This window comes from Nocardioides sp. YJ-D4 (assembly GCF_054031495.1).
The window spans coordinates 4,267,419-4,280,547 of sequence record NZ_CM132932.1; the positions used below are offsets into that span (position 1 = coordinate 4,267,419).

General features: G+C 71.3%; 11 protein-coding genes. All 11 read left to right on the top strand.

Annotated features, from left to right (window positions below):
* Nucleotides 1-66: 66 nt before the first annotated feature.
* The 11 genes from ACW14X_RS20525 (at nt 67) to ACW14X_RS20575 (ending at nt 13,097) form a co-directional block, all read left to right on the top strand.
* Nucleotides 67-1,245, top strand: a complete 1,179-nt coding sequence (locus ACW14X_RS20525; RefSeq protein WP_457163102.1) for a mandelate racemase/muconate lactonizing enzyme family protein — start codon at nt 67-69, stop codon at nt 1,243-1,245.
* A 26-nt stretch (nt 1,246-1,271) separates the two neighbouring features.
* The gene (locus tag ACW14X_RS20530; RefSeq protein WP_457163103.1) at nt 1,272-2,030 is read left to right on the top strand and encodes an SDR family NAD(P)-dependent oxidoreductase; all 759 of its coding nucleotides are present in this window, start codon (nt 1,272-1,274) and stop codon (nt 2,028-2,030) included.
* On the top strand, nt 2,027-3,166 hold the full coding sequence (locus ACW14X_RS20535; RefSeq protein WP_457163104.1) for an aldose 1-epimerase family protein: 1,140 nt from the start codon (nt 2,027-2,029) through the stop codon (nt 3,164-3,166). Before ACW14X_RS20530 ends, ACW14X_RS20535 begins: the two co-directional genes overlap by 4 nt.
* A 47-nt stretch (nt 3,167-3,213) precedes the next feature.
* Nucleotides 3,214-4,431 carry a CaiB/BaiF CoA transferase family protein gene (locus ACW14X_RS20540; protein ID WP_457163105.1) on the top strand — a complete coding sequence of 406 codons (1,218 nt, stop codon included), beginning with the start codon at nt 3,214-3,216 and terminating at the stop codon, nt 4,429-4,431.
* Nucleotides 4,431-5,570, top strand: coding sequence for a hypothetical protein (locus ACW14X_RS20545; protein WP_457163106.1), 1,140 nt, complete (start codon nt 4,431-4,433; stop codon nt 5,568-5,570). Before ACW14X_RS20540 ends, ACW14X_RS20545 begins: the two co-directional genes overlap by 1 nt.
* On the top strand, nt 5,567-6,355 hold the full coding sequence (locus ACW14X_RS20550; protein WP_457163107.1) for an enoyl-CoA hydratase/isomerase family protein: 789 nt from the start codon (nt 5,567-5,569) through the stop codon (nt 6,353-6,355). Before ACW14X_RS20545 ends, ACW14X_RS20550 begins: the two co-directional genes overlap by 4 nt.
* Nucleotides 6,356-6,369: 14 nt before the next feature.
* Nucleotides 6,370-7,557, top strand: coding sequence for a fumarylacetoacetate hydrolase family protein (locus ACW14X_RS20555; RefSeq protein ID WP_457163108.1), 1,188 nt, complete (start codon nt 6,370-6,372; stop codon nt 7,555-7,557).
* Entirely contained in the window at nt 7,554-9,056 is a 1,503-nt protein-coding gene (locus ACW14X_RS20560; RefSeq protein ID WP_457163109.1) for an aldehyde dehydrogenase (NADP(+)), read from the top strand. Before ACW14X_RS20555 ends, ACW14X_RS20560 begins: the two co-directional genes overlap by 4 nt.
* A gap of 231 nt (nt 9,057-9,287) precedes the next feature.
* Nucleotides 9,288-10,460, top strand: coding sequence for a CoA transferase (locus ACW14X_RS20565; protein ID WP_160027472.1), 1,173 nt, complete (start codon nt 9,288-9,290; stop codon nt 10,458-10,460).
* 83 nt (nt 10,461-10,543) lie between these two features.
* Complete coding sequence (locus tag ACW14X_RS20570; RefSeq protein WP_160027474.1) at nt 10,544-11,563, top strand: LacI family DNA-binding transcriptional regulator; 1,020 nt, start codon at nt 10,544-10,546, stop codon at nt 11,561-11,563.
* Between the two features lie 199 nt (nt 11,564-11,762).
* A complete protein-coding gene (locus ACW14X_RS20575) occupies nt 11,763-13,097 on the top strand; it encodes an ABC transporter substrate-binding protein (protein ID WP_457163110.1) in 1,335 nt (444 codons plus the stop codon).
* Nucleotides 13,098-13,129 lie beyond the last annotated feature (32 nt).

Sequence of the window (13,129 nt, forward strand, 5' to 3'; positions counted from 1 at the left end):
TGACAACATACAAATGATGTCTGATGATTCACGGACTCCATGAAAGAGTTAAGGGGCCGCCGAACCATGCGCATCACGGGCTATCGCACGCTGACGACCGTGCACGACTGGGGCCGCCCTATCGGCGACGTCAACGGCGCTGTCGGATCGGGCAAGACGGCCGTTCCGATCGTCGTGCTCACCACCGACTCGGGACTCGAGGGCATCGGGCTCGGCCACCACCAGGGCCTCGACGTGGTCTTCCCTGCTCTCGAGGGCGAGGACCCGGTTGCCGTGCAGGCGCTCTACGACCGGATGCTGTCGTGGGTCTTCAAGTCCGGGCACGGCGGTGCGGTGTTCGGGGCGATCGGCGCACTCGACATGGCGCTGTGGGATCTCAAGGCCAAGGCGGCCGGTCAGCCGCTGTGGCGCCTGCTCGGCGGGCGCGACCGGGTCGTGCCGGCGTACGCCTCCGGGCTGGACGGGCCGCTGACCGACGAGGAGCTGGCCGCGCTCCAGACCAGGTTCGCCGACCGTGGCTTCACGGCCGTCAAGATCAAGGGCGGGCTCGACGTCGAAGCCGACCTGCGGCGCCTCCACCTGGTGAGCGACGTCTTCCACGACCGGACGGGCGCCGCGCCCGCGCTGATGCTCGACGCCAACGAGTCCTGGTCGCGCAAGGAGGCGGTACGCCACATCGGCCGTCTCGAGGAGTCGGTCGACCTCGCCTGGGTCGAGGAGCCGGTGCGCCGGTGGGACGTCGACGGCCTGACTCGCGTCTCCCAGTCGGTGCGTGCGGCCGTCGCGACCGGGGAGAACCTCACCGGGCTCGAGCAGTTCCGGCCGCTGCTGCAGGCCAATGCGGTCGACGTGGTGCAGACCGGAAGCGTGTGGGGGATCAGCCACTTCCTGCGCGTGGCCGCCCTCGCGCTCGCCTTCGACCTGCCGGTGAGTCCGGTCGGCTACAACGCCAATCCGATCGCCCACGCAGCCACGGTCGTCCCCAACCACCTCTCCCTGGAGGTGCAGGACCTGCATCTGCCCTTCGGCATCGAGTCCGACCAGGAGATCGAGGACGGGCACCTGGTTCTCGGCGACCTCCCCGGTCTCGGCCTGGTCGTCGACGAGGCGGCGATCGAGCACATGAACCAGGCCGCCGACTGGGGACGCCACGGCGGCCCCCACGTACGTCCGGAGCGGGCCGGTCGCAGGCTCGTGCGCAAGCCCTCCCTTCACCCGCGCCCGCAGGGCCCCGCTCCGCGCTGACCTGCCCCCACGAAAGGACCAGCCAGATGACGTCCCAGACCCCGACCCGCGGTTGTGCCGTGGTGACCGGAGCGGGTGGCTCGCTCGGCCGCGCCAGCGCCGTACGCCTCGGGCAGGAGGGCTTCTCGCTCGCCCTGCTCGATCTGGCGGGTGACGCTCTGACCTCCACGGCGGCCGAGGTCGAGGCGACCGGGGGCCGGCAGGCCACCCTGCCCGTGGACGTCCGCGACGCCGCTGCCCTGGTCGCCGCCCTGGAGGAGGCCGAGCGAGAGCTGGGGCCGCTCGAGGTGCTGCTCAACAATGCCGCGATCTACCCGGCCACGCCGTTCCTGGACATCCCGGTCAGCGAGTACGACGACGTGGTGGCGGTCAACCAGCGGGCGTACTTCGTCGCCGCCCAGGCAGCCGCCCGGCTGATGGCGCCGCGGGGGACCGGCTCGATCGTCAACATCGGCTCGATCACCTTCTCCGGCGGCTGGGACAAGCTCGCCAGCTACGTCTCGACCAAGGGAGCGGCGGTGGCGCTGACCCGGGCGCTCGCGCGCGAGCTCGGCCCGCAGGGCATCCGGGTCAACGCGGTCGCCCCGGGCGCTTTCCCGACCAAGGCCGAGGAGATCCACGAGGACCCAGAGGCCTACACGGCCTACGTGCTGGACCACCAGTCCCTCAAGCGGCGCGGCCGACCCGATGAGCTGGCGGCGGTGGTCGCCTTCCTGGTCGGGCCCGACGCGTCCTTCATGACCGGACAGACCCTGAACGTCGACGGCGGATGGAACATGCAATGAGCGATCTCGACAACAACCTGGACATCTTCGGACACCGACTCACGCCGCGGGAGCTGCGCGAGCGCACCGGCGACACCGAGTCCGTCGCAGGAGTACGCCAGGTCGTCCTCGACAACGGCTCCGAGCGCGGCGTACGTGCGGTGCAGCTGCGCACCTCAGCCGGGCTCGAGGTCGAGGTGCTGGTCGACCGGGCGCTCGACCTCGGCGCGGCCCGGCTGCGGGGCGTGCCCTTCGGGTGGCGCAGCGGCAACGGCTTCCGCCATCCGGGGCTGCACGAGCACCACGACGAGGGCGGTCTGTCCTGGCTGCGCGCCCTCGACGGCCTGCTGGTCTCCGGCGGCCTCGACCACACGCTCTTCGGTGGTGACGTGGATGCGACTCCGTACAACTATCCGCCCAAGCAGACGGTCAACCACGGCCTGCACGGCCGGCTCACCGCGATCCCCGGCCGCCTGCTCGAAGCCGGCGAGGTGTGGGACGGCGAGCGTTGGGTGCTGCGGGTGCGCGGCGAGGTCGTCCAGGCGACTTCGTTCGGCGAGCACCTGCGCTTGACCCGCACGATCGAGGCCGACTTCGACGGGCTCGAGATCCGTCTCCACGACGTCGTCGACAACCTCGGCTTCGACCCGACGCCGCACATGTTCCTCTACCACCTCAACTTCGGCTGGCCGCTGGTCGACGCGGGCACGGAGTTCGTCGCGGCGATCAGCGAGACGCCGTGGCGCTCCGACTCGGTCGCCGAGCAGGGCGTCTCCTACCGCACCCTCCCCGGGCCGCAGCCGCGGTTCGTCGAGCAGGTCCACGAGCACACGCTCGTCGCCGAGGGCGACGGGCGCCACCGGGTCGCGCTGGTCCGCGGCGACGAGACCCTCGGCGTCGAGGTCTCCTGGGACTCCGCCACGATGCCGCACTTCTTCGAGTGGCAGAACCTCCGCAGCGGCCAGTACGCCATCGGCCTGGAGCCGTCGACGCACGCCGTCGCCGGCGATGCCGCCGCCCGTGAGGACGGCTCGATGACCTGGCTCGAGCACGGTGAGACGCGCAGCTACTCCACCACGATCCGCGTGCTCGACGGTGCAGAGGCCGTCCGGGCATCTCGCGCCGCGATCCGCGCACTCGGCGACCAGCCCGACTGACCAGCCAGCCCGACTGACCAGCCAGCCCATCGACGCAAGGAAGACCGATGACCACCACACCCCGCATCCTCGAGGGCTACCGCGTCCTCGACTGCTCGATCGCCATGGCCGGTCCGTTCGCCGCTCAGCGGCTGGGTGACCTGGGCGCCGACGTCGTCAAGGTCGAGCCGGTCACCGGCGAGTGGCAGCGCCACGCTGCGGCCGGCGGCGCGCAGGGCAACCAGATCAACGTCTCCTTCCTCTCCCTCAACCGCAACAAGCGCTCGCTGGCCGTCGACCTCAAGGCCGATGCCGGCAAGGACGTTCTGCTGCGGATGGTTGAGACGGCAGATGTTTTCCTGCAGAACTATCGACCGGGAGTCGCTGAGCGGCTCGGCGTCGACTACGCGACGCTCTCGGCGATCAACCCGCGTCTGGTCTACGTCTCGATGTCCGGCTACGGCGAGGACGGCCCCGATGTCGACCAGCCCGGACAGGACCTGCTGCTGCAGGCCCGCAGCGGCGCGATGCTCTCGACCGGTCGCCACGGCGAGCCGCCGCAGCCGGCGGGGCAGTACCTCGTCGACGCCGTCACCGCCTCCACGGCGTTCGAGGCGGTCCTGGCGGCGCTGCTCCACCGCGAGCGTACGGGCGAGGGGCAGCTGGTGAAGGTGAACATGCTGGACGCGATCACCACCTTGCAGATGCAGGAGCTGTCGGTGTTCGTGGCCGGCAAGGTGCCCCAGCAGCGCAGCGCGGAGCCGCACGCGCACGTCTACATCCGGGCGCCGTACGGCACGTTCAAGACGGCGGACGGCTTCCTCGCCCTCGCCATGCCCGACCTGCCGACGCTGGGCAAGGTCATCGACGAGCCCGCGTTCGCCGAGATGAGCTCGGAGGTGCACGGCTGGAGCCACCGGGACGAGGTCCATCGCCGCACGGCGGACAGGCTGGTGCTGCGTACGACGGCCGAGTGGCTCGACGCTCTTGGCGCCGCCGGCATCTGGTGCGGCCCGGTCCAGGACTACGCGGCCCTGGTCGAGGACCCGCAGATCAAGCACAACGGGACCTTCGTCGAGTACGACCACCCCACCGAGGGCCGGGTCACGACCCCCGGATTCCCGTACGCCTTCTCCCGTACCCCGGCCTCGATCGAGCGGGGCGCTCCCCTGGTCGGGGAGCACACCGGCGAGCTGCTCGCAGAGGCCGGCTTCAGCGGCGAGGAGATCGCGGCGCTGACCGCCGACGGCGTGGTCGCCGAGACCCGTCCAGAGCAGCCGGTCTGATGACCCTGCCGACCTTCCGTGGCCTGACCTGGGACCACCCGCGCGGCCGGGATGCCCTGGTCGCGGCGGCCGAGGCGAGCGGCCTGGGCCTGACCTGGGACGTCCACCCGCTCAGCGGTTTCGAGTCCACCCCGATCGAGGAGATCGCCGCCGACTACGACCTCGTCGTCCTCGACCATCCCCACCTCGGCGACGCCCTCGCACAGGACTGCCTGCGGCCGTTCGACGACCTCGTCGGTCACGATCAGGTGGCGGCGTGGGCGGACGCGGCCGTGGGCCCCAGCCTGGCGTCGTACGTCATGGACGGGCGGCTGTGGGCGGTGCCTCTCGACGCCGCGACGCAGGTCGCCGCGACGCGCGCGGACCTCGTGGATGTCGTCCCGGGGCTGTGGGCGGAGGTCGCCGCGCTGTCCCGGCGGGCGCCGGTCGCGCTCTCCGTCGCGGGCCCGCACGCGCTCCTGACCTTCTCCTCGGTCTGCGTCGCGCTGGGGGAGGAGCCAGGGGGCGCGCAAGGCTTCGTCTCCGACGAGGTCGGACGCCAGGCCCTCGAGCTGATGGCCGACCTCGCCTCCCGGGCGCCGCGCCATACCCTGGACCTCGACCCGATCGGACTGCTCGCCGAGATGACCGAGGGCGACACGATCGCCCACGTGCCGCTCGTCTACGGCTACGTCACCTACGCCGACACCACGCTCGACCGTCCGGCGCGCTTCACCGACGCGCCCACGCTGGCGCCTGGTACGAGGCCCGGTTCCACCCTCGGCGGGACCGGCCTGGCCATCACCGCACGGTGCGCGGTCACGCCTGAGCTGCTCGACCACGTACGCCACCTCATGTCGGGGCCGGTGCAGGAGGACTTCATCCCGGCACACTCCGGCCAGCCGTCGGCACGCGCCGCGTGGACCTCGCCGGCGGTGAACGAGCCGGTGGGCGACTTCTATCGCGGCACCCTGGAGACCCTCGAGCGGGCCTGGGTCCGGCCCCGTCATCCGGGCTACGTGACGTTTCAGACCGAGGCGGCCGAGGTCGTGCGCGAGGCCCTGTCCGGCTCGATCAGCATCGCCGCTGCCCTGTCTCGGATCGACGACCACCACCTGGCCGCCCTCGGCCGCGCGAACCAGGAAGGAGCTGCCCGATGACCGCACCTGAGTCGACCTGCCCGGAGGTGCTGTTCGAGCAGCGCGGCCACGTCGGGGTGATCACCCTCAACCGGCCCGCCAAGCTCAACGCCGTCACCCAGGAGATGTCGGATGCGCTCGTCGCGCTGGCGCGGTGGTGCAACGACGCCGACGAGATTCGGGTCGTGGTGCTCACCGGCGCCGGCGACCGCGCCTTCTGCGCGGGCTCGGACATCGCCGAGCTCGACAAGTACGCCAGCCCGTGGGCCTTCCGCAACCGGGAGGACTACTGCGACTCGCTCAAGGTGCTGCGCAAGCCGATCATCGCCGCCGTCAACGGGTACGCCCTCGGCGGCGGGCTGGAGACCGCGCTGATCTGCGACATCCGGCTGGCGTCGACCACCGCGAAGCTCGCGGCCGCCGAGGTGAAGCTCGGCTGGATCGGCGGTGGCGGCATGTCGGCGCTGCTGGGCCGCTCGATCGGCCCGAGCAACGCGGCGGTGATGCTGATGACCGGCGATCCGATCGACGCTCTGCAGGCGCTCGCCTGGGGCCTGGTCAGTGAGGTGCTCGAGCCCGACGCGCTCCTGCCGCGCGCCCTCGAGCTCGCCGAGACCATCGCGAGCCGTGCTCCGATCGCGGTCGAGACCGCGAAGGCCAACCTCGCTGCTGCCGCCAACATGCCTCTGGAGCAGGCGGTCACCTACGAGCGCGACATCCAGACCGTGTGTTTCGCGACCGCCGACGCCGCCGAGGGCCGTGCGGCGTTCGCCGAGAAGCGCGCACCCCGATTCGTACGAGCCTGACCGGAGGACCACCGATGACAGTCACCACCGACTGGGGGCCCGACCTGGCCGCCACCCTGCCCACCGACGGCGCCGTCCCGACGCTCGTGGGGCGCGTCTGGGACCCGCAGGCAGGAGGCCCGAGCGTCGTCGTGGTGCGGGATGGCAGGGCGTACGACGTGAGCGGGACGTACGCGACGGTGCGCGACCTCTGCGAGCAGAGCGACCCCGCCGCCGCGCTGGCCGATGTGCCCGGCGAGCCGCTGGCCACGGTGGCCGACCTGCTCGCCAACACGCCGCCGGAGGGCCGCGACGCCGCCCGCCCCTGGCTGCTCGCGCCGGTCGACCTGCAGGCGATCAAGGCCGCCGGGGTGACCTTCGTGGTCTCGATGCTGGAGCGGCTCATCGAGGAGCGCGCTCGGGGTGAGGCCGACGCCGCGGCCACGGTGCGCGCCGAGATCACCGCGGCGATCGGCGGCGGGCTCGACGAGCTGGTTCCCGGCTCGGCGGAGGCGCAGCGGCTCAAGGAGGTGCTGCGCGAGCGTGGCATGTGGAGCCAGTACCTCGAGGTCGGCATCGGACCCGACGCCGAGATCTTCACCAAGGCCCAGCCGCTGTCCGCGGTCGGCACCGGCGCCGAGGTCGGGGTGCTGGCCGCGTCGCGCTGGAACAATCCCGAGCCCGAGGTGGCGCTGGTCGTCGCCTCCGACGGCCGGATCGTCGGCGCCACCCTCGGCAACGACGTCAACCTGCGCGACGTCGAGGGCCGCTCGGCGCTCCTGCTGCCCAAGGCGAAGGACAACAACGCCGCCTGTGCCATCGGCCCGTTCGTACGACTCTTCGACGACGGCTTCATGCTCGACGACGTGCGCGCGATGACCGTCTCGCTCGAGGTGCGTGGCGAGGACGACTTCGAGATGGTGGGCACCTCGTCGATGCGTGCGATCAGCCGCGACCCCGCGGATCTAGTGCGCCAGCTGGTCGGCCCGCACCACCAGTACCCCGACGGGGCCGTGCTGCTGCTCGGCACCATGTTCGCGCCTTCCGACGACCGAGACGAGCCCGGCATGGGGTTCACCCACCACTCGGGCGACGTCGTCCGGATCTCCGCGCCCGAGCTCGGCACTCTCGTCAACCGCGTCCGGGCGAGCGAGGAGTGCGCGCCGTGGGACTTCGGCGTCGCCGACCTGATGCGCAACCTCGCCGGAAGGAACCTGTTGTGACCGTCCTGTTCTCTCGCAACCCCGCCAGCGGTGAGGAGATCCCGACCGGGCTGCAGGCCACCACCACCGAGGAGGTCGACCGGATCGTCGCGGAGGCACATCTCGCTGTGCCCGCGCTGGCGGCCCTGGGTCGCGAGGGGCGCGCCGGCCTGCTCGAGGCGATGGCCGACCGGCTCGAGGAGAACCGCGCCCAGCTCGTCGAGACCGCGATGTCGGAGACTGGGCTGACCCGGCCTCGCTTGGAGGGTGAGGTCGGCCGCACCAGCTTCCAGCTGCGCCTCTTCGCCGAGGCCGTCCGGGAGGGCAGCTTCCTCGAGGCCGCGATCGACCACGCCGGCCAGACACCGCTCGGGCCTGCCCCCGACGTACGCCGCATGCTCGTGCCGCTCGGCCCGGTCGCCGTCTTCGGCGCCAGCAACTTCCCGCTCGCCTTCTCGGTGCCGGGCGGCGACACCGCGTCCGCGCTCGCGGCCGGGTGCCCGGTCGTGGTCAAGGCGCACGAGTCGCACCCGCTGACCTCCCAGCTCGCCTTCGACGCGCTCCGGGCCGCGGTCGAGGACCTCGGGCTGCCGCCTGGCACGGTCGGGCTGGTCCAGGGTCGCCAGGCCGGGGCCGACCTGGTCGTCCATCCACTCATCAAGGCGGTCGGCTTCACCGGCTCGCCCGCAGGCGGCCGCGCACTGCTCGACCTGGTCAACGCACGCCCCGAGCCGATCCCGTTCTACGGCGAGCTCGGGAGTCTCAACCCGCTCGTCGTCACTCCCGGTGCCGCGGCGGCCCGCGGGACGGCCATCGCCGAGGGCCTCGCGGCCTCGATCACCGGGTCGGCCGGGCAGCTGTGCACCAAGCCGGGACTGGTGTTCGTGCCGGTCGGAGAAGCCGGCGACGCGGTGGTCGAGGCACTGGCCGCGATCCTGGCCGAGTCGGGTGCGCAGCCGCTGCTCAACGTCGGCATAGCGAGCTCCTACCGCGAGATCCTCGGCCGACTCGCGTCGGCTCCCGGCGTCACCGCAGCCGTGACGGCGCAGGAGCAGAGCGCGCCCGCATGGGCTGCCGCTGGACTCCTGGTCACCGGCTCGGCGGGACTCGCGGAGGTACTCGAGGAGTGCTTCGGCCCCGCCGCCGTCGTGGTGAGGTACGCCGACGAGGCCGACCTGCTCGCCGCCCTGAGTCAGGTGCCCGGATCGCTCACTGTCTCCCTCCACTCCGAGCCCGACGAGTCCGCGCTGACCCGGCGACTCGTCGAGGCGGTCGCCCCGATCGCCGGCCGCCTGGTCTTCAACGGCTTCCCCACCGGCGTACGTGTCTCCTGGGCGCAGCACCACGGTGGACCGTGGCCGTCCACCAACACCCTGCACACCTCGGTCGGTGTCTCCGCCGTGCGCCGCTTCCTGCGCCCGATGGTGTGGCAGGACGCGCCGCAGGAGCTGTTGCCCGAGGAGTTGCGCGACGGACACACCGGCACGCCACGTCGCATCGACGGCGCCCTGCACCTCTGACCCCAGCCGAGGCGTCGGCCGCGTCGGCCGAGGCGTCGGCCGCGTCGGCCGAGACGTCGCCCGCGTCGATCGAGGCGGCAGCGCCGTGCCAACTCGCCCGCCCTAACTGACGTCTCGCCCGCCCTAACTGACGTCTCGTCCGACGTAGCTGACGTCTCGGCGCTGCTTGCTCTCGGCATCACCCGGGCCGTACCATTGCGCAAACGATTGATCGCGCGAGGGGGAGTGGCGATGCAACCGGAGGATCTGCCTCTCGCCGGGACCGTTGTCCTGGACTTCAGCCAGTTCCTGGCGGGTCCGGTCGCAGCGCTTCGGCTGGCCGACCTGGGGGCGCGGGTGATCAAGATCGAGCGGCCGCACACCGGCGAGATCGGCCGTACGCTCGCGTTCGCAGGTCGCTCGGCGGCGGGGGACACGCTCTCGTTCCATGCGATGAACCGCAACAAGGAGGCGGTCGTCGCCGACCTCAAGGACCCGGCGGACCTGGCTCGGGTGAAGGACCTCGTCGCTCGCGCCGACGTCATCATCGAGAACTTCCGGCCCGGGGTCATGGAGCGCATCGGCCTCGACTACGCGAGCGTGCGCGAGCTCAACCCGGGGCTCGTCTATGCGAGCGCCTCGGGCTACGGCGACGCCGGACCCTGGGTGAGCCGACCCGGCCAGGACCTCCTGGCCCAGGCGGTGTCGGGGGCGACGTGGCTCGCCGGTGCGGACCGGCCCATGACTGTCGGGCTCTCCCTCGCGGACCACCTGATGAGCTGCCACCTCGCCGAAGGCGTGACTGCCCTGCTCGTACGCCGGGCCAGGACCGGCCGGGGCGGGCTCGTGGAGACCAGCCTGCTCGAGGGCATGCTCGACCTGCAGGCGACGCTCCTGACGCGACCCGAGGGCGAGGACCTGGCGCGCTCGCCTCGTCCGATGTCCGCCTGGACCCCCAGCGGGATCTTCGCCACCAAGGACGGCTACGTCGCGCTGACAGGCGCGCCCCTCGACGAGCTCGCGACCACGCTGGGCGACGCCGAGCTTGCCCAGCTCGCGGCTACCGGGTTGTGGGAGAAGGACCCCGACCGGGTGAGCGACCTGATTGCCGCCGCCCTCGGCCGTGACACCACAGCCGCCTGGCTGGACGCGCTGCCTGCTCAGCATGGGAGCAGCGAGTGGTTCGCGCCGGTGCTCACCCTCGAGGAGCTGCTCGCTTCGCCGGAGTTCGCCGCGCTCGAGATGACCCAGCAGGTCGAGCGGTCGGCTCCGGAGCCGGGCGGCGCATCGGTGACGCTGACGACCACGCGGAGCCCCATCCGCATCGACGGCGAGATCCTCAGGCATCGGCGGGGTGCGCCGCGGCTCGGAGAACACGGGATCCTGCGTGACGGCGCCGACCCGCTCGAGGGTCGTCCGGCATGACCGATGTCAGTCAACCGGCTCCGGCCACGCCGGAGCCGCCGGGTGCCCAACCGTCGCAGCCGGGCAGAGCTAGGCTGCGGCCCATGGCCACCCTTGGCGATGTCGCAGCCCGCGCCGGTGTCTCGATCTCGGCCGTCTCGAGGGTGCTCAGCGACGCGCCCTCGGCCCGGGTGAGTGAGGCCACCCGCGAGCGGATCGTGCAAGCGGCCAAGGACCTGCACTACCGACCCAACTTCGCCGGGCGCGCCCTGAAGTCGGCGCGGACCCAGGTCGTAGGACTGGTCGTCCCCGACCTGACCAACGCCCTGTTCACCGAGCTCATGCACGGCGCCGAGGACGAGTCGGCCGCGCGGGGCTACACCCTGCTGCTCGGCCGCGCCGACGACGTACGTCCCGAAGGCGAGATGATCGCCCGGCTCATCGGCGAGGGACGTGTGGACGGCATGGTCATCCAGGTGGGCGACGGCGTCGCGCCGGCCGGGATGGGGGACCTGCTGGCCTCGGGCGCCCCGATCGTGCTGATCAACTCCACCTACCCGGGACACGTCGGTTCGGTCGCTCTCGACGACCGCACCGGTGCCCGGATCGCCACCCAGCACCTGATCGACCTCGGTCACGAGAGGATCGCCTTCGCCAACGGCCTTCCCCGCTCGTTCACCGCGAAGCGGCGGCGGGTGGGCTACAAGGAGGCCCTCGTCGAGGCTGGGCTGCCGGTACGCCAGGACTACGAGACGCGGGTCGGCTACACCGCCGACAACGGCCGCACCGCCCTGCGGCGACTGATGGAGCGGGAGCCGAGGCCCACGGGGATCGTGGTCGCCAACGTCAACGCCGCCATCGGTCTGCTCGCGGCCGCCCGAGCCGACGGGATCCGTGTCCCCGAGGACCTCTCCGTGGCCACCGTGCACGACTCCTGGACCGCTGAGAACACCTGGCCGCCGCTGACCGCGGTCAAGATGCAGTTCTACGACATGGGCCGTGCCGCCGTACGCAGCGTCGTCCGCCGCATCGAGACCGGTGAGATGGCCGACGAGATGATCACCGACCCCGCCCCGGAGCTCATCGTGCGGGAGTCCACGGCGCCACCGAGCCAGGCCGTCTGAGAACTGACGGACGAGCACGCCGCAGTTGCGCGGTGGGTCTCGCGCGCCCCGAATCGGCCCGTCCGGGCCTCTCGCCCGGCTGCCCTGAGGAAGATCTACTCAAACGATTGACCACTCCCGGTGATCTGCTCTAACGTTTGAGCAGTGGCCTGCGTCACATTGCATCCGCTCGGGACACATCGTCGAAGGAGCCATGTCCATGAAGCGAAACCCACTCGGTTCACGTCGCCGGGCGCCCCTGGTGGCCGCCGCGACCCTGCTGGCCGCCTCGGTCCTGGGTGCCTGCGGCTCCGGCGGAGGAGATGACGCCGCGGGCGAGAAGACGGACTCCGGTGGCGCGATCACCGTCTGGGTCGACCCGCCGCGAGTGCCCGCCGCGAACGCCTTCAAGAAGGCGTACCCGGACATCGACATCAAGATCAACCAGATCGACGGGACCGTCGGTGGCAAGTCTCTTCAGCAGCAGTTCGCCCAGTTCAACGAGGCCGGACAGGGCTGGCCGGACGCCATCTTCTTCCCCTCCAACGACGACATCGCCTGGGCCTCCGGCGCGCAGATCGACTACACGCTCGACCTGACCGACCACCTGCCCGACGTGCTCGACGGCTACGAGGGTTCGATCAACGCCGCGTGCGAGATCGACGGTCAGGTCAGGTGCCTGCGCAACGACGCGGCCCCTGACGTGTTCTGGTACAACAAGGCCTTCTTCGACGCCAACGGCTACGAGGCGCCGACGACCTGGGAGGAGTACGGCGACCTGGCCGTCCAGATCGCCAAGGAGCACCCGGGCAAGATCAGCGGCTTCACCGGCGACGCGTACGCCCCTGACCGCTATCTGTGGGGCTCGGGCTGTCCCACCAACGACCGACAGTCCGAGACCGTCGTCCACATCGACACCTCCGACGCCAAGTGCACGCGAGCGGTGGACCTGATCGGCACGATGCTGGAGGGCAAGGCACTCTCGACCGTCGGCATCTTCGACCCCGACGCGGCCAAGGTCGGCAAGGACCTGGTCATGAGCCCCGGTGCTGCGTGGTGGGGCGACTACCTCTTCAACCAGACCTGGAAGATCCCGGCCGGTCAGATGACCGCCGTGGAGCCCCTCGCGTGGGACGGTGAGAGCGAGCCCTCCACCGGCAACGAGGGCGGAGGCCTCTGGGGCGTCTCGAACCACATCACGGGCAAGCAGCTCGAGAACACGCTGACCTTCGCCGAGTTCGTCGCCACCGACCCGAGGTGGCAGGTCGAGCTCTCCACCGGTCTGCCGGCGTACGGTCCCGTGCAGGACGCGTGGGCGGAGAAGCAGGCCAAGGCCAACTACTTCGCGGACAACGAGACCACCTTCGAGGCGATGAAGGAGGCCAACGACTACGTCGTCGACGGCCACGCCTACATGCTCTACAACACCGGAGCGGTGTGGACCGAGACGGTGGCCGCCACCCTCGCCTCAGGAGGCGACGTCGACCAGGCCTGGAAGTCCTTCGGGGACGAGCTGGTCAGCCAGGCGAAGGCGATGGGCTACACGGTCGAGTAGCCCGGCCGCTCACGAGCTCCTTCGGCCCGGAA

Bases quoted from the DNA above. Each gene is read 5' to 3' on its own strand.
- ACW14X_RS20525 (WP_457163102.1), top strand. From the start codon at position 67: ATGCGCATCACGGGCTATCGCACGCTGACGACCGTGCACGACTGGGGC.
- ACW14X_RS20530 (WP_457163103.1), top strand. From the start codon at position 1,272: ATGACGTCCCAGACCCCGACCCGCGGTTGTGCCGTGGTGACCGGAGCG.
- ACW14X_RS20535 (WP_457163104.1), top strand. From the start codon at position 2,027: ATGAGCGATCTCGACAACAACCTGGACATCTTCGGACACCGACTCACG.
- ACW14X_RS20540 (WP_457163105.1), top strand. From the start codon at position 3,214: ATGACCACCACACCCCGCATCCTCGAGGGCTACCGCGTCCTCGACTGC.
- ACW14X_RS20545 (WP_457163106.1), top strand. From the start codon at position 4,431: ATGACCCTGCCGACCTTCCGTGGCCTGACCTGGGACCACCCGCGCGGC.
- ACW14X_RS20550 (WP_457163107.1), top strand. From the start codon at position 5,567: ATGACCGCACCTGAGTCGACCTGCCCGGAGGTGCTGTTCGAGCAGCGC.
- ACW14X_RS20555 (WP_457163108.1), top strand. From the start codon at position 6,370: ATGACAGTCACCACCGACTGGGGGCCCGACCTGGCCGCCACCCTGCCC.
- ACW14X_RS20565 (WP_160027472.1), top strand. From the start codon at position 9,288: ATGCAACCGGAGGATCTGCCTCTCGCCGGGACCGTTGTCCTGGACTTC.
- ACW14X_RS20570 (WP_160027474.1), top strand. From the start codon at position 10,544: ATGGCCACCCTTGGCGATGTCGCAGCCCGCGCCGGTGTCTCGATCTCG.
- ACW14X_RS20575 (WP_457163110.1), top strand. From the start codon at position 11,763: ATGAAGCGAAACCCACTCGGTTCACGTCGCCGGGCGCCCCTGGTGGCC.